This window comes from Geobacillus subterraneus, from assembly GCF_001618685.1.
Lineage (GTDB): Bacteria > Bacillota > Bacilli > Bacillales > Anoxybacillaceae > Geobacillus > Geobacillus subterraneus.
This window is the reverse complement of record NZ_CP014342.1, coordinates 3,171,197-3,188,510: the sequence shown is the minus strand read 5'-3', so window position 1 is coordinate 3,188,510 and position 17,314 is coordinate 3,171,197. Positions and strand designations below refer to the sequence as shown.

Annotated in this window: 20 protein-coding genes; 19 read left to right on the top strand and 1 reads right to left on the bottom strand. The window is 51.0% G+C overall.

The genetic code is table 11. The features are described 5' to 3' along the window. Positions 1-19 precede the first annotated feature (19 nt). Positions 20-769, top strand: a complete 750-nt coding sequence (locus GS3922_RS15570; protein WP_063167063.1) for a tRNA1(Val) (adenine(37)-N6)-methyltransferase — start codon at positions 20-22, stop codon at positions 767-769. Positions 770-785: 16 nt separating this feature from the next. Then, positions 786-1,691: a 16S rRNA (cytidine(1402)-2'-O)-methyltransferase gene (gene rsmI / locus GS3922_RS15565; RefSeq protein ID WP_063167062.1), complete on the top strand. Its 906-nt coding sequence runs from the start codon at positions 786-788 to the stop codon at positions 1,689-1,691. Positions 1,692-1,712: 21 nt separating this feature from the next. Here rsmI and GS3922_RS15560 read toward each other — a convergent pair whose 3' ends face one another. Then, positions 1,713-2,006 (bottom strand): transition state genes transcriptional regulator AbrB, encoded by a 294-nt coding sequence (locus GS3922_RS15560; protein WP_063167061.1) that lies wholly within the window; start codon positions 2,004-2,006, stop codon positions 1,713-1,715. A gap of 392 nt (positions 2,007-2,398) precedes the next feature. On the opposite strand from GS3922_RS15560, the gene metG reads away from it, so the two are divergent. The 17 genes from metG (at position 2,399) to GS3922_RS15470 (ending at position 17,289) form a co-directional block, all read left to right on the top strand. Beyond that, the gene (gene metG / locus GS3922_RS15555) at positions 2,399-4,351 is read left to right on the top strand and encodes a methionine--tRNA ligase (RefSeq protein ID WP_063167060.1); all 1,953 of its coding nucleotides are present in this window, start codon (positions 2,399-2,401) and stop codon (positions 4,349-4,351) included. A 143-nt stretch (positions 4,352-4,494) separates the two neighbouring features. Continuing rightward, entirely contained in the window at positions 4,495-5,265 is a 771-nt protein-coding gene (locus GS3922_RS15550) for a TatD family hydrolase (protein ID WP_063167059.1), read from the top strand. A gap of 201 nt (positions 5,266-5,466) precedes the next feature. Continuing rightward, the gene (locus GS3922_RS15545; protein WP_063167058.1) at positions 5,467-6,672 is read left to right on the top strand and encodes a G5 and 3D domain-containing protein; all 1,206 of its coding nucleotides are present in this window, start codon (positions 5,467-5,469) and stop codon (positions 6,670-6,672) included. A gap of 261 nt (positions 6,673-6,933) precedes the next feature. Beyond that, positions 6,934-7,497, top strand: a complete 564-nt coding sequence (rnmV, locus tag GS3922_RS15540; RefSeq protein WP_063167057.1) for a ribonuclease M5 — start codon at positions 6,934-6,936, stop codon at positions 7,495-7,497. Next, positions 7,490-8,371, top strand: a complete 882-nt coding sequence (gene rsmA, locus GS3922_RS15535) for a 16S rRNA (adenine(1518)-N(6)/adenine(1519)-N(6))-dimethyltransferase RsmA (protein WP_063167056.1) — start codon at positions 7,490-7,492, stop codon at positions 8,369-8,371. Before rnmV ends, rsmA begins: the two co-directional genes overlap by 8 nt. Positions 8,372-8,462: 91 nt before the next feature. Further along, a complete protein-coding gene (yabG, locus tag GS3922_RS15530; RefSeq protein WP_063167055.1) occupies positions 8,463-9,362 on the top strand; it encodes a sporulation peptidase YabG in 900 nt (299 codons plus the stop codon). Positions 9,363-9,544: 182 nt separating this feature from the next. Further along, the gene (gene veg / locus GS3922_RS15525) at positions 9,545-9,802 is read left to right on the top strand and encodes a biofilm formation stimulator Veg (RefSeq protein WP_063167054.1); all 258 of its coding nucleotides are present in this window, start codon (positions 9,545-9,547) and stop codon (positions 9,800-9,802) included. 345 nt (positions 9,803-10,147) lie between these two features. After that, positions 10,148-10,327 carry a small, acid-soluble spore protein, alpha/beta type gene (locus tag GS3922_RS15515; RefSeq protein ID WP_011886605.1) on the top strand — a complete coding sequence of 60 codons (180 nt, stop codon included), beginning with the start codon at positions 10,148-10,150 and terminating at the stop codon, positions 10,325-10,327. Between the two features lie 236 nt (positions 10,328-10,563). Then, a complete protein-coding gene (ispE, locus tag GS3922_RS15510) occupies positions 10,564-11,436 on the top strand; it encodes a 4-(cytidine 5'-diphospho)-2-C-methyl-D-erythritol kinase (RefSeq protein WP_063167052.1) in 873 nt (290 codons plus the stop codon). 55 nt (positions 11,437-11,491) lie between these two features. Then, on the top strand, positions 11,492-12,313 hold the full coding sequence (gene purR, locus GS3922_RS15505; protein WP_063167051.1) for a pur operon repressor: 822 nt from the start codon (positions 11,492-11,494) through the stop codon (positions 12,311-12,313). 54 nt (positions 12,314-12,367) lie between these two features. Continuing rightward, on the top strand, positions 12,368-12,742 hold the full coding sequence (locus tag GS3922_RS15500; protein WP_063167050.1) for a RidA family protein: 375 nt from the start codon (positions 12,368-12,370) through the stop codon (positions 12,740-12,742). 121 nt (positions 12,743-12,863) lie between these two features. Further along, positions 12,864-13,154 (top strand): septation regulator SpoVG, encoded by a 291-nt coding sequence (spoVG, locus tag GS3922_RS15495; protein WP_003247437.1) that lies wholly within the window; start codon positions 12,864-12,866, stop codon positions 13,152-13,154. Positions 13,155-13,286: 132 nt separating this feature from the next. Further along, positions 13,287-14,666 (top strand): bifunctional UDP-N-acetylglucosamine diphosphorylase/glucosamine-1-phosphate N-acetyltransferase GlmU, encoded by a 1,380-nt coding sequence (gene glmU / locus GS3922_RS15490; protein WP_063167049.1) that lies wholly within the window; start codon positions 13,287-13,289, stop codon positions 14,664-14,666. A 12-nt stretch (positions 14,667-14,678) separates the two neighbouring features. Beyond that, entirely contained in the window at positions 14,679-15,626 is a 948-nt protein-coding gene (locus tag GS3922_RS15485) for a ribose-phosphate diphosphokinase (RefSeq protein WP_063167048.1), read from the top strand. A 75-nt stretch (positions 15,627-15,701) separates the two neighbouring features. Continuing rightward, the gene (locus GS3922_RS15480) at positions 15,702-16,334 is read left to right on the top strand and encodes a 50S ribosomal protein L25/general stress protein Ctc (protein ID WP_063167047.1); all 633 of its coding nucleotides are present in this window, start codon (positions 15,702-15,704) and stop codon (positions 16,332-16,334) included. 61 nt (positions 16,335-16,395) lie between these two features. Beyond that, positions 16,396-16,956: an aminoacyl-tRNA hydrolase gene (gene pth / locus GS3922_RS15475; protein ID WP_063167046.1), complete on the top strand. Its 561-nt coding sequence runs from the start codon at positions 16,396-16,398 to the stop codon at positions 16,954-16,956. A 102-nt stretch (positions 16,957-17,058) separates the two neighbouring features. Continuing rightward, positions 17,059-17,289 (top strand): anti-sigma-F factor Fin, encoded by a 231-nt coding sequence (locus GS3922_RS15470; protein WP_063167045.1) that lies wholly within the window; start codon positions 17,059-17,061, stop codon positions 17,287-17,289. Positions 17,290-17,314: the final 25 nt, after the last annotated feature.

The window sequence follows — 17,314 nt, the reverse complement described above, 5'->3', positions numbered from 1 at the left end:
CAATGGAGGATCGTGTGTGATGGTGGAGTTGTACGGGGATGAACGGCTTGATTATTTGTTCAATGAGGAGCTTCGCATCATTCAGAGCCCGTCCGTATTTTCTTTTTCCCTTGATGCAGTGCTGCTCGCCCATTTTGCCTATTTGCCGATTCAAAAAGGGCATATCGTCGATTTATGCACGGGCAACGGGGTGATCCCACTGTTGCTGAGCCAGCGGACAAAAGGAGCGATTATCGGCATTGAAATTCAGGAGCGGCTTTGCGACATGGCGAGGCGAAGCGTGCAGTACAACGGGCTTGAAGAACGAATCGAGATTATACACGGCGATATTAAAGACGCGCCGCAGCGAATCGGCTACAGCCGGTACGATGTCGTTACGTGCAACCCCCCGTATTTTCCAGCTGCCGGCAAAGAGGAGCTGAGCAAAAACGAACACTTGGCCATCGCCCGCCACGAAATTTATTGTACATTGGAAGATGTCGTTCGCGTCAGCAGCCAATTGTTGAAGCAAGGCGGAAAGGCGGCGTTCGTTCATCGGCCTGGGCGGCTGCTTGACATCGTAACGCTTATGCGCCAATACCGGCTTGAACCGAAGCGGCTCCGGTTTGTCTATCCAAAAGCGGGAAAAGAGGCGAACATGATTTTAATTGAAGGAATGAAAGATGCCAGCCCAGATTTAAAAGTATTGCCCCCGCTTATCGTTTATGGCGAGGACAACGAATATACGGAGGAAACGAAGCGCATCTTATATGGGATTATTTCACCGTAAAAGGGGCGGAACGCGAATGCTTTGGCAACAAAAAAGCTTTGCTGAGCAAATGGAACAAGGAACGCTGTACATCGTGCCGACACCGATCGGCAATTTGGAAGATATGACGTTTCGTGCGGTGCGAACGCTGCGGGAGGCGGATGTGGTCGCCGCCGAAGATACAAGGCAGACGAAAAAGCTGTTGTCTCATTTCGACATTCATACACCGCTTGTGAGCTATCATGAGCATAATAAGTACGCCAGCGGCCGGCAGCTTGTCGAATGGCTGAAAGAAGGGAAAACGGTAGCGTTAGTGAGCGATGCCGGCATGCCGGGCATTTCCGACCCCGGATATGAACTGATTGTCGCGGCGCTGGCGGAACGATGCCGCGTTGTTCCTCTCCCCGGAGCGAACGCGGCGTTAACGGCGCTTGTCGCCTCCGGGCTGCCGACCGGCCGCTTTTTGTTCATCGGTTTTTTAGAACGGGCGAAAAAAGAGAAGCGGGAGCAGTTGCTGTCGTTAAAAACGGCGGCGGAGACGTTGATCTTTTATGAAGCCCCTCACCGTCTGAAAGAAACGCTTGCGGCCATGTATGACGTATTTGGTGAGCGGCGCGTCGCTCTTTGCCGGGAGTTGACGAAACGGTTCGAGGAGTTCATCCGCGGCGATTTGAGCGAAGTGGTCACTTGGGCGAAGACAGCTGACATCCGCGGTGAGTTTTGTATTGTTGTTGAAGGGGCACAGGACGGGAGTGAACGTAAGCGGGAGGAAGAAACGTGGTGGCAGCCGCTTTCGCTTGTCGAACATGTCGATTATTATGTTCGCGAGCACGGTCTTTCCGTCAAGGAAGCGGTGAAACAGGCGGCTGGCGATCGAAACATGTCGAAACGCGACGTCTATCAACAGTACCATCAGCGGCAAGAAAAAAAAGAGTTTCTCTGAGAAGCCAGAGAAACTCTTTTTTTATTCGTTGTCCGTTGCCTCTTGCAAGTGCTGGTGGATCTCCTGAAGCAAAATTTCCGCTCCTTCGCGGCTTAAAATGATTTTTCCGCCGGCTAATTTAAAGTTGTCGTCTGACACTTCCCCTGTGACGACGCACGTCATGTTCGGTTTATATTTTTTCAAAATGATGCGATCGTCGTCGACGTAAATTTCTAATGCATCTTTTTCGTTAATATCTAACGTGCGGCGCAACTCAATCGGGATGACGACGCGGCCTAACTCATCGACTTTACGTACGATCCCTGTCGATTTCATCGTCTTTTCTCCTCTCCGAAATGATTTTTTGCCTTTATTCGTCAATATTCGACAAATTTCCTACACCCTAATCATATCAGTGTTTCCATTATGCGTCAATCCTTTAATATGTAAAATTTTAAAAAAATGTATATTGTTATTTCAAAAAAAGTTTGTCGATGAGCAAAGGGAAAAATGAATCTTTTTGGCTGTTTAAACCCTATCCTTATATAATAAATTCGTGGCTCATTTCGAAAATAAGGACGTATTTTTGTCCGTTTGGGTATATTTTTTCCACCGAGGAGAAATAGATGTTTTTGTAGAATGAAAAAATTATGTAAAATAGAAGTAACGCTGCTCCCGTCGCCAGACGGGGGTTTTTGTGCTCAACAGTACGAGGGAGGGCCTAACTGATGGAGAAAAAGACGTTTTATTTGACGACGCCGATTTATTATCCGAGCGACAAATTGCATATCGGCCATGCCTATACAACCGTGGCGGGGGATGCGCTGGCGCGCTATAAACGGCTGCGCGGCTACGATGTCATGTATTTGACGGGAACCGATGAGCACGGGCAAAAAATTCAACGCAAGGCAGAGGAAAAAGGGGTGACGCCGCAGCAATATGTCGATGAGATCGTCGCTGGCATTCAGGAGTTATGGAAAAAGCTTGACATTTCCTATGACGATTTCATCCGTACAACGCAGGAGCGGCATAAAAAAGTAGTGGAAGCCATTTTTGCCCGTCTTGTCGAACAAGGCGATATTTATTTGGGGGAATATGAAGGCTGGTACTGTACGCCGTGCGAATCGTTTTACACCGAGCGGCAGCTTGTCGACGGCAACTGCCCGGACTGCGGCCGTCCGGTTGAAAAAGTGAAAGAGCAGTCGTACTTTTTCCGGATGAGCAAATACGTCGACCGCTTGCTTCAATATTACGAGGAAAATCCGGATTTCATCCAGCCGGAATCGCGGAAAAATGAAATGATCAACAATTTTATTAAGCCAGGGCTTGAAGATTTGGCTGTGTCGCGGACGACGTTTGACTGGGGCATTAAAGTGCCCGGCGATCCGAAACATGTGATTTACGTCTGGATCGATGCGCTGGCGAACTATATTACGGCGCTCGGTTACGGCACGGACAATGATGAGAAGTTCCGCAAATATTGGCCGGCCGATGTCCATTTAGTCGGCAAAGAGATCGTCCGCTTCCATACGATTTATTGGCCGATTATGCTTATGGCACTCGGCTTGCCGCTGCCGAAAAAAGTGTTCGGCCATGGCTGGCTGCTCATGAAAGATGGGAAAATGTCGAAATCGAAAGGCAATGTCGTTGACCCAGTGACGCTCATTGACCGGTACGGGCTCGATGCGCTCCGCTATTATTTGCTGAGGGAAGTGCCCTTCGGTTCCGACGGGGTATTCACACCGGAAGGATTCGTTGAGCGCATCAACTACGATTTGGCCAATGACCTAGGCAATTTATTGCACCGTACTGTAGCGATGATCGAAAAATACTTTGCCGGGACCATTCCGCCGTACCGCGGCCCGAAGACGCCGTTTGACGAAGAGCTGACGCAAACGGCGCGTGCAGCGGTCCGCCAGTATGAAGAAGCGATGGAACGGATGGAGTTTTCCGTTGCCCTTGCCTCGGTTTGGCAGCTGATCGGCCGGACGAACAAATACATTGATGAAACGCAACCATGGGCATTGGCTAAAGACGAAAACAAACGGGAAGAGCTTGCCTCCGTCATGATTCACCTTGCTGAGTCGCTCCGCCATACGGCAGTGTTGCTGCAGCCGTTTTTGACGCGCACGCCGGAGCGCGTGTTTGCCCAGCTCGGCATCCATGACCGTTCATTGAAAGAGTGGGACAGCTTGTACGATTTCGGCCTCATTCCGGAAGGAACAAACGTGCAAAAAGGGGAACCGCTGTTCCCGCGTCTTGATATTGAAGCGGAAGTCGAGTACATTAAGGCGCATATGCAGGGCGGCAAGCCGGCGGCGGAACCGGCCAAAGCGGAGAACCAAACGGCTGAGACCGCCGAAATTTCCATTGATGAGTTTGCCAAAGTTGACTTGCGCGTTGCCGAAGTCGTGCGTGCCGAACGGATGAAAAACGCCGATAAGCTGCTGAAGCTCGAGCTTGATCTTGGCGGCGAGAAACGGCAAGTGATCTCCGGCATCGCTGAATTTTACAAACCGGAGGAACTCATCGGCAAAAAGGTCATTTGCGTCGCTAATTTAAAACCGGCCAAACTGCGCGGCGAGTGGTCGGAAGGGATGATTTTGGCCGGCGGCAGCGGCGGGGAGTTTTCGCTGGCGACCGTCGATCAACCTGTGCCGAATGGGACAAAAATTAAATAGTAGATCACCGTTTGATCGACGAGGGGGTGTCGGCCTTGACACCTCCTTGTTTCCATTTTGTAATGGAAATGTTAACGATCTGTGACATACGTAACCAATTTCTATGCTACACTTATCATCAAGGTGGAAAAGAGGGTAGTTGTATGCTTTTCGATACGCATGCGCATTTGAATGCGGTCCAATATGATGAAGACGTAGAGCAAGTCATTGAACGCGCCCGCGCTGAAGGGGTTTCGCACATCGTTGTTGTCGGGTTTGACCGCCCGACGATTGACCGAGCGATGGAGCTGGCCGAGCGGTATTCGTTTATTTACGCGGCGGTTGGCTGGCATCCGGTCGATGCGGTTGATATGACTGATGACGACTTACAGATGATTGAACAGCTCGCCGCTCATCCGAAAGTGGTGGCGCTCGGCGAGATGGGGCTTGATTATTATTGGGATAAATCACCAAAGGACGTCCAACAAGACGTATTTCGCCGGCAAATCGCGCTGGCAAAAAAGGTGAAGCTGCCGATCATCATTCATAACCGCGAGGCAACGGCGGATATTTTAAAAATTTTACAGGAAGAAAACGCCGCCGAAGTCGGCGGCATTATGCATTGTTTCAGCGGCAGCGTTGAAGTAGCGAGGCAGTGCATCGAAATGAACTTTCTTATTTCCCTTGGCGGACCGGTCACGTTTAAAAATGCGAAAAAGCCGAAGGAAGTGGCAAAGGAAATCCCGCTCAGCCATTTATTGATTGAGACCGATTGTCCGTATTTAACGCCTCACCCTTTCCGCGGAAAACGAAACGAGCCGAGTTATGTAAAATATGTTGCTGAAGCGATCGCGGAGATCAAAAACGTTTCTTTTGCCGAAGTGGCGGAAACAACGACGGAAAATGCCAAAAAATTGTTCGCCATCGACCGCTAAAATTAGGCGTCGAATGACCGGGAGGCTTGTCGAAAGAGCGGAGAAGACGAAAAAGTTCTACAAATTCAGCCGAGATGAGCCAACCGTATGTCGACAAGTCTTCCTTCCCTTTTCACTGAATTTTCTGCATAATAGAGTATGCTCGTGCGTACATGTTAGAGGGAGAGGGGAATTTCGGAGGAGAAGGAGGCGTTTCATTTCATGTTGCCGAACAGGAGGAAATGGTTGGACTTATGGAGGAAAAACGTGACCGCTACGGCGAGCGGGTTTCTCGCCATCTCCGCGACAACCGGGGTCGCTGGATATGAGATGGCGAAAGATGATGTCACGTTAACCGTCAACGGGGAAGAACAAGAAATTCGCACACATGCAGAAAATGTAAAGGAGTTGCTTGAGGAGCAAGGCATTCAGCCGCGCAAAGAAGATTACGTCTATCCGTCCTTAAGCACACCGATTACGGACGATCTCCATATCATTTGGGAAGCAAGCAAAGAAGTGACATTGACGATAAACGGGAAAACGAAAAAAGTTTGGACGACAGCCGATACAGTTAAGGAGTTGCTTCGGTTGCAACACGTGGCGGTCGGACCGCATGACAAAGTGACGCCAACGCTTTCGGCGAAAGTCAAAAAAGGGATGGACATCGGCGTCGAAAAGGCGTTCCCCGTCCGCATCGATGTTGGCGGCAAACAGCAGCAGGCGTGGACAACTTCGACTACGGTCGCTGACTTTTTGAAACAGCAAGGGATTCAGCTAGGTAAACTGGATCGAATTGAGCCTTCCTTGCAAGAAAAGGTCAAAGAGCAAATGACCATTTACATCACTCGGGTAAAAAAAGTCACCGATGTAGTGGAAGAGCCTGTTGACTTTGCTGTGGTGACGAAACGGGACGGTTCGCTGCCGAAAGGAGAACGGCGCGTGATTGAGCCCGGAGAAAAAGGGAAAATTGAAAAAACGTATGAAGTGACGTTTGAAAACGGCAAAGAAGTGGCGCGCAAATTGATTGCGACAAAAACGGTGAAAGAAAGTAAAGCGCGCATTGTCGCCATCGGCACAAAAACGGTGCATCCGCATGAGGAATCCGACCGGCCATCCTCACGCGGCTCCGATCACGCCGCGAAGGAATTTTACGTCACCGCCACCGCCTATACGGCCTATTGCGCAGGCTGTTCAGGCGTAACGAGCACAGGCATTAACTTGCGCCAAAATCCTTCCGCCAAAGTGATCGCCGTCGACCCGTCCGTCATCCCCCTCGGGTCGAAGGTATACGTGGAAGGATACGGATATGCCATCGCCGCTGACACCGGCTCAAGCATCCGTGGATACAAAATTGATGTATTTTTCCCGGAACGGTCGGATGCGTTTCGTTGGGGCAGAAAGCGCGTAAAGATACGGGTGCTTCCATAGAAATGCGATCGAAGGACAGAGCGGAGGGGTTTTTTCCCTCTGCTTTTTTTCGTTATAATGGCATTGTGCCGGGACAATGCGCACTTTACCACTTCTGTCTAATTAGACGAATGACAAGGAAAAAAGTTTCAACGGACTTGAAAAAATAAAAGGGAAATGGAGCAATAGCGGCGAAGGTTCATCCTACCATTTAGTTTACCGGAAAGGAGGCATTGCAGAAATAGGAAAAATCTCTTATTTCGCTGTTTCTGCAATGATGTGATGAAAATTAAAGAAGTGATTGTCGTGGAAGGAAAAGATGACACGGCGGCGATCCGACGCGCCGTTGATGCCGATACAATCGAAACAAATGGGGCCGCGGTGGGGACGGATGTCATTGAACGGATTAAGCTGGCAAAGGAGCGGCGCGGCGTGATTATTTTTACCGACCCGGACTTTCCCGGTGAGAAAATCCGCCGGACGATTGCTGAACAGGTGCCAGGATGCAAACATGCGTTTTTGTCGCGCGAGGCAGCAAAGGCGAAAAACGGCAAAGGTGTTGGGGTCGAGCATGCCTCTCCCGATGATATTCGCCAGGCGCTTGCCAACGTGTATGAAGAGGCGGCGGATTGGGAAGAAGAAATTACGTTTGCCGAGTTGATCGAAGCCGGATTAGTCGGCGGGGAGATGGCCCGTCGTCGGCGGCTGCGCCTCGGGGAGGAGCTGAAAATCGGCTATGCCAACGGCCGACAGTTTCATAAGCGGCTAAAAGTGTTCCGCATTTCCCGAGCCGCCTTTTATGCCGCGTTGGCACAAGTGATGCAGGAGGAGAAGGGCGATGCATAAAGATATTGCCACACCGGGACGCACGAAGGAAATTTTGGAACGGTACGGCTTTTCGTTTAAAAAGAGCCTCGGACAAAATTTTTTGGTCGATACGAATATTTTGCGAAAAATTGTCGATGCTGCCGGCGTTTCCGGCAATACTGGGGCGATTGAAATCGGACCCGGCATCGGGGCGCTTACCGAGCAGCTGGCGAGGCGGGCCAAAAAAGTGGTCGCCTTTGAAATCGACAGCCGGCTGTTGCCGATTTTGGCTGATACGTTATCGGCTTATGACAATGTGCGCATTATCCATCAAGATGTGTTAAAAGCCGATTTGCATGCGGTGATTGCCGAAGAGCTTGCCGAAGTGGACGATCGGATGGTCGTGGCGAACTTGCCGTATTATGTGACGACGCCGATCATTATGAAGCTGCTTACCGAGCGGCTGCCGATTCGCGGCATGGTCGTCATGATGCAAAAAGAAGTCGCTGACCGTCTGGCGGCCAAGCCTGGAACGAAAGATTACGGATCGCTGACGATCGCTGTGCAATATTATACCGAGGCGGAAGTCGTCATGACGGTGCCGCGCACCGTATTTATGCCACAGCCGAACGTCGATTCTGCTGTCATCCGCCTGACGAAGCGGCCCCATCCGCCCGTTGCTGTTGAGGATGAGGACGTGTTTTTCCAAGTGGTGCGGGCAAGTTTTGCCCAGCGCCGCAAAACGATGTTGAACAACTTGTTGAACAATTTGCCAAATGGGAAGGAGAAAAAAGAACACATTGAACAGGCGCTTGCTGCTGCGGGTATTGACCCGCGCCGTCGCGGGGAGACGCTCACTATGGCTGAATTCGCCTCGTTAAGCAACGCGCTGGCGCCGCTTTTCCACGCTTAGGACGCAGTGAAAGGAAACCGGCGTCTATCACCTATTGTCCGCGCATGCATATCGTATGGGTGACAACGATTATATAATGGAGTGAGCGGTGATGGACGTCAAAATCGGTGATATTGTCGCCCGCAAATCTTACCAATGTGACTTATTGTTCCGCGTCATTGACATTAAAGAAAGAGACGGCGAGCGGGAGGCCATTTTATACGGCGAAGATGTGCGGCTTGTCGCAGACGCTCCGTGCAGCGATTTAGTCGTCATCGATGAGCGGGAGCGGCAAGAACGGAAAAAGCGGGAAATCGAGCTGATCGAACAATCGTACCGGCTATTCCGCCAGGATTACCAGACGATCAAACAAAAAGTGGAATATCGAGCGACCGGCGGATATCGGGTGGAAAAGGATTTTTTTCAAATTCCGGGACGCGTCCTCCACTTGGACGGCGACCCGTTATATTTGCGCAAATGCTTGGATTTATATGAACGGATTGGGGTGCCGGTGCACGGCATTTACTGTGAGGAAAGCGAGATGCCGGAAAAAGTCGGCCATTTGATCGAGCAGTTTCGCCCAGATATTTTGGTCATTACCGGCCACGATTCGTATTCCAAATCGAAAGGAAAAGTGCATGATTTAAAAGCGTACCGCCACTCGCGCCACTTCGTCCAAACGGTGAAAGAAGCGCGCAAAAAAGTGCCGCATCTAGACCAGCTCATCGTTTTCGCCGGGGCTTGCCAATCGCATTTCGAGTCGCTGATCCGCGCTGGAGCCAATTTCGCTAGTTCACCGGCGCGGGTTAACATCCATGCCCTTGATCCGGTCTATATCGTGTCGCGCCTCAGCTTTACTCCGTTCACGGAAACGGTCGATGTGTGGGGTGTGCTTCGCAACACGTTGACTGGGGAAAAGGGGTTAGGCGGGGTGGAAACGAAAGGCGTGCTCCGCACCGGAATGCCGTTTCGCCTCATTGAGGAGGAACGAGGGGAAAACCGCCGCAGTTGACGGGCGGTTTTTTTATGCCTTCCGCCGCATTTTTTTACAAAAAAGTGCCATGAAGTACATAAAAAGAAGGATATTGTAGAAAAATATTCATTGACAGAAACAAAAACACGCTGATATAATCATTATTTTTTGACTTTGAATGCCGTTTTTGTTATAATTGCAAACAGTGAGGTGGATGACGAATGCCAAAAACTTTATCCGATATTAAAAAAACGCTGGACTCTAATATCGGGAGACGTTTAACGCTGCGGGCCAACGGCGGACGCAGAAAAATGATTGAGCGTTGCGGCATTTTGGCGGAGACTTACCCATCGGTATTTGTCATTGAACTGGATCAAAAACAGAACTCGTTTGAACGCGTATCGTTCAGTTATGCCGACGTATTGACGGAAACCGTGAAGCTGACGTTTTGGGACGATGAGCAAGCAGGGGGGCAGTAGACATCAGTTGTTTGCTGCTTTTTGTTTTGTCGAAAAACGGAGGTTGTTTGCTGGCCAGTGAGATGCGCCAAAAGGCTTATGAGGAGGCGCGGGCTAAGCATCCCTTAGTTTCGCGCGGGAGTGTCAGCGTGGGATGTCATCGCGGCAAGATTGAAGCGTTACAAGCCAATAACGGTGAAGCGAGACAATAATAGGCAGACATAAAGCCGCCTCCGTTATTTCATACTAAAACTGCCGCAGCCGCCTTTCATCCTTACCAAGGGAAGCTGGCCGGTTGATCGCGCCGGCGGGTTGCACAACGTTTCGTCCCATGACGCCAATGAACATCGAAAGGGGTTGCTGACATTGGGTCGACGCCGCGGAGTTATGTCGCAGCGCTTAAAGGAAGAGCTGGCAAAAGAGCTAGGCTTTTACGATGTCGTGCAGCGTGAAGGATGGGGAGCCATCCGCGCGAAAGACGCAGGAAACATGGTAAGATTGGCGATTGAACGGGCAGAACGGCAGCTGGCCGGGAAAACGGAATAGCGCCGGCGGCGATGGCGCGTTGCGGCGAGGGTGTCCCAAGCAGGGGACGCCCTTTTTACATATATCGTTTGGCGGCGGCATCGAGACATGGTAATATGGTAAAATGGGTTGACAGAAGAAAGTCGGATATGGAAAAATCATCAAAACCAAAAAAACGAGTAATATGCCGAATCATTTACCCGTCGGCAGGTTAAAACAGTTTGTTGATGAATGTGCGTGGAAGTGGGTGAAGACTCGTGAGGTTGTCAGTAAAAGCGCCAGCAAAAATTAACTTGTCACTCGACGTTCTTTATAAGCGTCCTGACGGTTACCATGAAGTGAAAATGGTGATGACGACGATCGATTTGGCTGACCGCATTGAGCTTATTCCGTTGCCTGGGGAGGATGCGATCCGCATTGTATCGCAAAACCGTTTCGTGCCGGACGATTGCCGCAATTTGGCGTACCAGGCGGCGAAACTTCTTAAAGAGACGTTTTCGATTCGCGAAGGGGTGGCGATTTCGATTACAAAGCATATCCCAGTGGCTGCTGGCCTAGCGGGGGGAAGCAGCGATGCGGCAGCGACGTTGCGAGGACTCAATAAGCTTTGGCGGCTCGGATTGAGCGTCCATGAACTCGCTACGCTCGGCGCGCAAATCGGCTCGGACGTTGCCTTTTGTGTGTATGGCGGAACAGCCGTGGCGACTGGACGCGGGGAGATCATCACCCCGATCTCGTCGCCGCCGCCGTGTTGGGTCGTGTTGGCCAAGCCCCCGATCGGCGTATCGACGGCGGAAGTGTACCGCAACTTGCAGCTTGAGCACGTCAGCCATCCGGATGTCGATGTGATGGTGGAGGCGATTGAGCGGCAAGATTATGCGGCCATTTGCCGGTCGGTCGGCAATGTGCTTGAAGAAGTGACGCTAAAAAAATATCCGGAAGTGGCACATATTAAAGAACAAATGAGGCGGTTTGGCGCTGACGCGGTATTGATGAGCGGCAGCGGACCGACAGTGTTTGGGCTGATCGAGCACGATTCAAGAATGCAGCGCGTATACAACGGACTGCGCGGCTTTTGCGACCAAGTGTTTGCCGTAAGACTATTAGGGGAGCGGCACTCCCTTGATTAAACACGTACATTTTTGATAAAATAAATTTACAATATTCGGTTTCAGGAGGTCGGCTATGAAGCTAAGGCGAAGCGGCCGTTTGGTTGATATGACGCACTATCTTCTTGAACGGCCACACCAGCTTATTCCGCTTACTTTTTTTGCGGAGCGGTATGAATCGGCCAAATCGTCGATCAGCGAAGATTTAACGATTATTAAGCAGACGTTTGAGCAACAAGGGATCGGAACGGTTCGGACGCTGCCCGGCGCAGCCGGGGGCGTGCAATACATTCCGAAAATGGCCGCCGAGGAAGCGGAGGAGGTTATCGCCTATTTGTGTGAGCAGTTGTCGCGCCCAGACCGGCTTCTTCCCGGCGGATATTTATATATGACGGACATTCTTGGCGACCCTCGTATTATGAATAAAATCGGCCGCCTTTATGCGTCCATTTTCGCCGACCGTCCGGTGGATGTGGTGATGACGATTGCCACCAACGGGATTCCGCTCGCGTATGCCATCGCCAACTTTTTATACGTACCGGTTGTGATCGTCCGCCACGACAATAAAGTGACGGAAGGGCCGATGGTGAGCATCAATTACGTGTCCGGTTCGTCCAAGCGCATCCAAACGATGGTCCTGTCCAAACGCAGTTTGGCCGAAGGAGCGAACGTGCTGATCGTCGACGATTTCATGAAAGCAGGCGGAACCGTCAACGGCATGGTCAGCCTGCTGCAGGAGTTTAACGGCAATGTCTCCGGCATCGGCGTGCTCGTCGAGTCTGAGGAGGCAAAAGAGCGGTTAGTTGACGAGTACATTTCACTCGTCAAGCTGTCGGCTGTTGACGTGAAAGAAAAGCGAATCGCGGTCAAGGAAGGCAATTATAAAACGTTTTTTTAGGCAGCTTGCTGCTTGCCATAAATAAAAGAAAATGAAAGAAAGGGGATTTTACGAATGAGAAAAGTGGAAACGAAAAACGCGCCGCAGGCGATTGGCCCGTATTCACAAGGGATCATCGTCAACAACATGTTTTACAGCTCAGGGCAAATTCCGCTCACTCCGGAAGGAGAAATGGTAAAAGGCGATATTCAAGCGCAGACGCATCAAGTGTTCCAAAACTTAAAAGCGGTGCTGGAGGCAGCTGGCGCTTCGCTCGAAACGGTCGTCAAAACAACGGTATTTATCAAAAATATGGATGATTTTGCCGCCATGAATGAAGTGTACAGCCAATACTTCCCGAACCATAAACCGGCACGCTCATGTGTGGAAGTGGCTCGGCTGCCGAAAGACGCCCTTGTTGAAATTGAAGTCGTTGCCCTTATACAATAAGCAGCGAACCCCTTTTCCCTGCCTGAATTTTATAAAAAATTTTTTGAAAAAAGAAGGAAATGGCTCGAGGGCGTGGAATTAATTACATCGAGTCTCATATAGGGAAAAGGTGGTGAGCATAATGGAAGTGACAGACGTAAGATTACGCCGCGTCAATACCGAAGGACGGATGAAAGCGATCGCCTCCATTACGTTGGACAACGAATTCGTTGTCCATGACATCCGCGTCATTGACGGGAACAACGGGCTGTTTGTTGCGATGCCGAGCAAGCGTACACCAGACGGGGAGTTCCGCGATATCGCGCATCCGATCAATTCCGCTACGCGCGGAAAAATCCAAGAGGCGATCTTAGCTGAGTACCACCGCCTCGGGAAGTTGGAAGAAGAACTTGAAGAAGCTGGCGCTTCGTAAACATATTGAAGAGAGCTTAGGCAAAATTGGCCAAGCTCTCTATTTTTTTGGCAAACGTATTGTTTCCTTGAAAAGAGCAGCCAATTCATATATATTCAATTATGGATAAAAGGGTAATTGGAGGCCTTTCACATGGTGAAGCGATATGCAGTCATTTTGGCGGCCGGACAAGGAACGAGGATGAAATCCAAACTGTATAAGGTGCTCCATCCTGTTTGCGGCAAGCCAATGGTTCAACACGTAGTAGACCAAGTGTCCAAGCTTGGGATAGAAAAAATGATTGCGGTAGTGGGGTTTGGGGCGGAGCAAGTGAAAGAACAGCTCGGCACCCGGTGTGAATACGCGCTGCAAGAAGAGCAACTTGGGACGGCGCATGCGGTGATGCAGGCCGCTCCGTATTTGCAACACCTTGAAGGGATCACCGTCGTTGTCTGCGGTGATACGCCGCTCATCACTGCCGAGACGATGGAAGCGCTGCTTGAGCATCATAGGGCCGCCAAGGCGAAGGCGACCGTATTGACGGCCATCGCTGACGACCCGACTGGATATGGCCGCATTGTCCGCAACAGTGCCGGCCACGTCGAGAAAATCGTTGAACATAAAGATGCAAATGAACGGGAGCGGGAAATCCGCGAGATTAACACAGGAACATATTGCTTCGATAACCAGACATTGTTTCAAGCGCTTACAAAAGTAACAAATCATAATGCCCAAGGCGAATATTATTTAACCGATGTGATTGAAATTATAAAAGCAGATGGCGGCATTGTATCTGCTTATCAGACGCCGTCGTTTGATGAAACGATCGGCGTCAATGACCGCATCGCCCTCGCTGAGGCAGAACGGGTGATGCGCGATCGCATTTGCCGTCAGCATATGAAAAACGGGGTCACGATCATTGACCCGGCTTGTACTTATATTTCCGCTGAGGTGACGATCGGGCGCGATACGATCATTTACCCCGGCACGGTCATCGAGGGCGAGACGATCATCGGCGAAGATTGCTCGATCGGCCCTCATTCAGAAATTAAAAACTGCCGCATCGGCCACCGCACGTCCATCCGTCACTCGGTCGCCCATGACAGCGAGATCGGCAACGATGTGACGATCGGTCCGTTCGCCCATATTCGCCCGCTGTCAAAAATTGATGACGAGGTGCGAATCGGCAACTTTGTCGAAGTGAAAAAATCGACGTTCGGCAAAGGAAGCAAAGCCTCGCATTTAAGCTACATCGGTGATGCGGAAGTTGGCGCCGATGTCAACCTCGGGTGTGGGTCGATTACCGTCAACTACGATGGCGTGCATAAATATATGACGAAAATTGAAGACGGTGCGTTTGTCGGCTGCAACGTCAATTTGATCGCGCCGGTTACGATCGGCCAAGGCGCTTACGTCGCTGCCGGATCGACGGTCACCGACGACGTCCCAGGGCGCGCGCTCGCCATCGCCCGCGCTCGGCAAGTGAATAAGGAAAACTATGTGGATCGCCTGCCAGGCAAGAAAAAATCTTAATGGAGGTTTATCATGTCTGAATGCCAGCACCGATTAAAGTTGTTCGCCCTTAACTCGAACATGAGGTTAGCGAAAGAAATTGCCGAAGTCATGGGGATCGAGCTTGGCAAATGTTCTGTGTCCCGCTTCAGCGATGGGGAAATTCAAATCAACATCGAAGAAAGCATCCGCGGCGACGATGTGTTTGTCATCCAATCGACGAGCGTGCCGGTCAACGAGCATTTAATGGAACTGCTGATTATGATCGATGCGTTAAAGCGTGCTTCGGCGCGCACGATCAATATCGTGATGCCATACTACGGCTATGCACGCCAAGACCGAAAAGCGCGCTCGCGTGAGCCGATTACCGCGAAGCTCGTAGCCAACCTGCTGGAAACGGCCGGGGCGTCGCGCGTCATTACGCTCGATTTGCATGCCCCACAAATCCAAGGATTTTTCGATATCCCGATCGACCATTTGATGGGTGTCCCGATTTTGGCGGATTACTTTAAAAGCAAACAGTTGGATGACGTCGTCATTGTATCCCCGGACCATGGCGGCGTAACGCGGGCGCGCAAGCTGGCTGACCGCCTGAAAGCGCCGCTCGCTATTATCGACAAGCGGCGGCCGCGGCCGAACGCTGTTGAAGTGATGAACATCATCGGGCAAGTGACCGGAAAGACGGCCATTTTGATCGATGACATTATCGACACAGCTGGCACGATTACGCTCGGGGCGAACGCCCTTGTCGAGCACGGGGCAAAAGAAGTGTACGCATGCTGTACCCATCCGGTGCTGTCCGGACCGGCGATTGAACGCATTCAAAATTCCAAAATCAAGGAACTTGTCGTCACCAATTCGATTGCCTTGCCAGAAGAGAAGAAAATTGATAAAATTGTAGAGCTGTCGGTGGCGCCGCTCATTGCCGAAGCGATTACGCGCGTGTATGAAATGAAATCTGTCAGCGTCCTGTTCGACTAAGCACAAAGCATGTTTAGCCCTTCTTGTTTTAGGATAAAGTAGACAATAGATTCTAATTCAGGAAGGTGAGGAAACATGGCGATTGTGTTGGAAGCGAAAGAACGCAAAGACAAAAAACGTTCAACATTGCGGCGTATTCGTTCGCAAGGAGGCATTCCGGCGGTATTGTACGGCAAAAAGGTCGATAATCAAATGATTTTTGTCAGCGCCGCGGATCTTGAAAAAGCGCTCCGTGAGGGTGGACGCCACAGCTTAATAACGCTGAAAGTCGACGGCGGCGATTACTCGGTGCTATTGCGTGAAATGCAGCGTGACCCGTTGCGGGGCGAGCTTCTTCACGCCGATTTTCAAGCGGTTGATATGTCGACAGAGGTTGACGTTGACGTGGAAGTCCGCTTAGTAGGTGAAGCGCCTGGGGTCAAGGATGGCGGCGTGTTGCAGCAAAACTTGCACGAGTTATCGATCCGCGTGTTGCCGGCGAACATTCCGCCTGCGATTGAAGTCGATATCTCCGGTTTGCAAGTCGGCGATACTGTCACGGTCGGCGATGTGCAAACAGGCGGAACATTTGAAATCAACCATGAGCCTTCTGAAGTGATCGCGACGATCTTGCCGCCGCAGCAGGAAGAAGAAATCCATAGCGGCGAACAGCAAGAGCCGGGACAGCCTGACGCTGAGGAAGGAAGGGAAACGACGCCAGAAGAGTGACAGACGTAACCGTTTCGGTTACGTCTTTTGTAGTATCATGTTATAGAGAGGGGCACGGCCATTGAAGCTGTTTGTCGGGCTCGGGAATCCGGGCAAGGAGTATGAGCAAACGCGCCATAACATCGGCTTTTTCGTCATTGATGAGCTGGCCAAACGTTGGAACGTTTCGTTGAAAACCGCTAAATTCCGCGGCTTGTTCGGAACGGCGTCCGTTTTCGGCGAAAAAGTGGCATTATGCAAACCGTTGACATATATGAATTTATCAGGGGAATGTGTTCGCCCGCTCATCGACTTCTATGGCATTGCTGTCGAGGATGTTGTCATTATTTACGACGACCTCGATCTCCCGCCGGGAAAAATCCGCCTTCGCCTGAAAGGAAGCTCCGGCGGCCATAATGGTGTTAAGTCGCTCATCCATCATCTTGGCACCGAGCAGTTTAAGCGCATTCGCATCGGCATCGGCCGGCCAACGAACGGGCAACCGGTTGCGGATTACGTGCTCAGCCGCTTTACGGAAGAGGAGAGGCGAGCGGTGGCTGAAGCGGTGGCGCGGGCTGCCGATGCGTGCGAACAGGCGGTGACGACGCCGTTTGTCCAAGTGATGAATGACTTTAACGAGTGAATATTTTCCTCTGAACTGGTGCACAATGTGAGTACGGAAGGCGCGAGGCATCGGCTTCGCCTGCCTTGCGGACGGAACAGTCCAGTGAGGAGGTTTGCTTGGATGGCGTTGCACTACTATTGCCGTCATTGTGGCGCAAAGGTTGGCACGATTGACCGCGTATCGATCTATAGCGAAAAACTAGGATTCCACCATTTGACGGAAGAGGAACGTCTTGACATGATTTCGTACGAACCGAACGGCGACATTCATGTGAAAACGATTTGCGAAGACTGCCAAGAGGCATTGGTGCGAAATCCGGAATGGCATCAATATGAAAAATTTATTCACTAGGCGCAGCTTTGGGCGACCAAAGCAT

What these genes read in the sequence shown, in the direction of transcription:
- GS3922_RS15570 (WP_063167063.1), top strand. Translation starts at nt 20, where the DNA reads ATGGTGGAGTTGTACGGGGATGAACGGCTTGATTATTTGTTCAATGAG.
- rsmI (WP_063167062.1), top strand. Translation starts at nt 786, where the DNA reads ATGCTTTGGCAACAAAAAAGCTTTGCTGAGCAAATGGAACAAGGAACG.
- GS3922_RS15560 (WP_063167061.1), bottom strand. Translation starts at nt 2,006, where the DNA reads ATGAAATCGACAGGGATCGTACGTAAAGTCGATGAGTTAGGCCGCGTC.
- metG (WP_063167060.1), top strand. Translation starts at nt 2,399, where the DNA reads ATGGAGAAAAAGACGTTTTATTTGACGACGCCGATTTATTATCCGAGC.
- GS3922_RS15550 (WP_063167059.1), top strand. Translation starts at nt 4,495, where the DNA reads ATGCTTTTCGATACGCATGCGCATTTGAATGCGGTCCAATATGATGAA.
- GS3922_RS15545 (WP_063167058.1), top strand. Translation starts at nt 5,467, where the DNA reads ATGTTGCCGAACAGGAGGAAATGGTTGGACTTATGGAGGAAAAACGTG.
- rnmV (WP_063167057.1), top strand. Translation starts at nt 6,934, where the DNA reads ATGAAAATTAAAGAAGTGATTGTCGTGGAAGGAAAAGATGACACGGCG.
- rsmA (WP_063167056.1), top strand. Translation starts at nt 7,490, where the DNA reads ATGCATAAAGATATTGCCACACCGGGACGCACGAAGGAAATTTTGGAA.
- yabG (WP_063167055.1), top strand. Translation starts at nt 8,463, where the DNA reads ATGGACGTCAAAATCGGTGATATTGTCGCCCGCAAATCTTACCAATGT.
- veg (WP_063167054.1), top strand. Translation starts at nt 9,545, where the DNA reads ATGCCAAAAACTTTATCCGATATTAAAAAAACGCTGGACTCTAATATC.
- purR (WP_063167051.1), top strand. Translation starts at nt 11,492, where the DNA reads ATGAAGCTAAGGCGAAGCGGCCGTTTGGTTGATATGACGCACTATCTT.
- GS3922_RS15500 (WP_063167050.1), top strand. Translation starts at nt 12,368, where the DNA reads ATGAGAAAAGTGGAAACGAAAAACGCGCCGCAGGCGATTGGCCCGTAT.
- spoVG (WP_003247437.1), top strand. Translation starts at nt 12,864, where the DNA reads ATGGAAGTGACAGACGTAAGATTACGCCGCGTCAATACCGAAGGACGG.
- glmU (WP_063167049.1), top strand. Translation starts at nt 13,287, where the DNA reads ATGGTGAAGCGATATGCAGTCATTTTGGCGGCCGGACAAGGAACGAGG.
- GS3922_RS15485 (WP_063167048.1), top strand. Translation starts at nt 14,679, where the DNA reads ATGTCTGAATGCCAGCACCGATTAAAGTTGTTCGCCCTTAACTCGAAC.
- GS3922_RS15480 (WP_063167047.1), top strand. Translation starts at nt 15,702, where the DNA reads ATGGCGATTGTGTTGGAAGCGAAAGAACGCAAAGACAAAAAACGTTCA.
- GS3922_RS15470 (WP_063167045.1), top strand. Translation starts at nt 17,059, where the DNA reads ATGGCGTTGCACTACTATTGCCGTCATTGTGGCGCAAAGGTTGGCACG.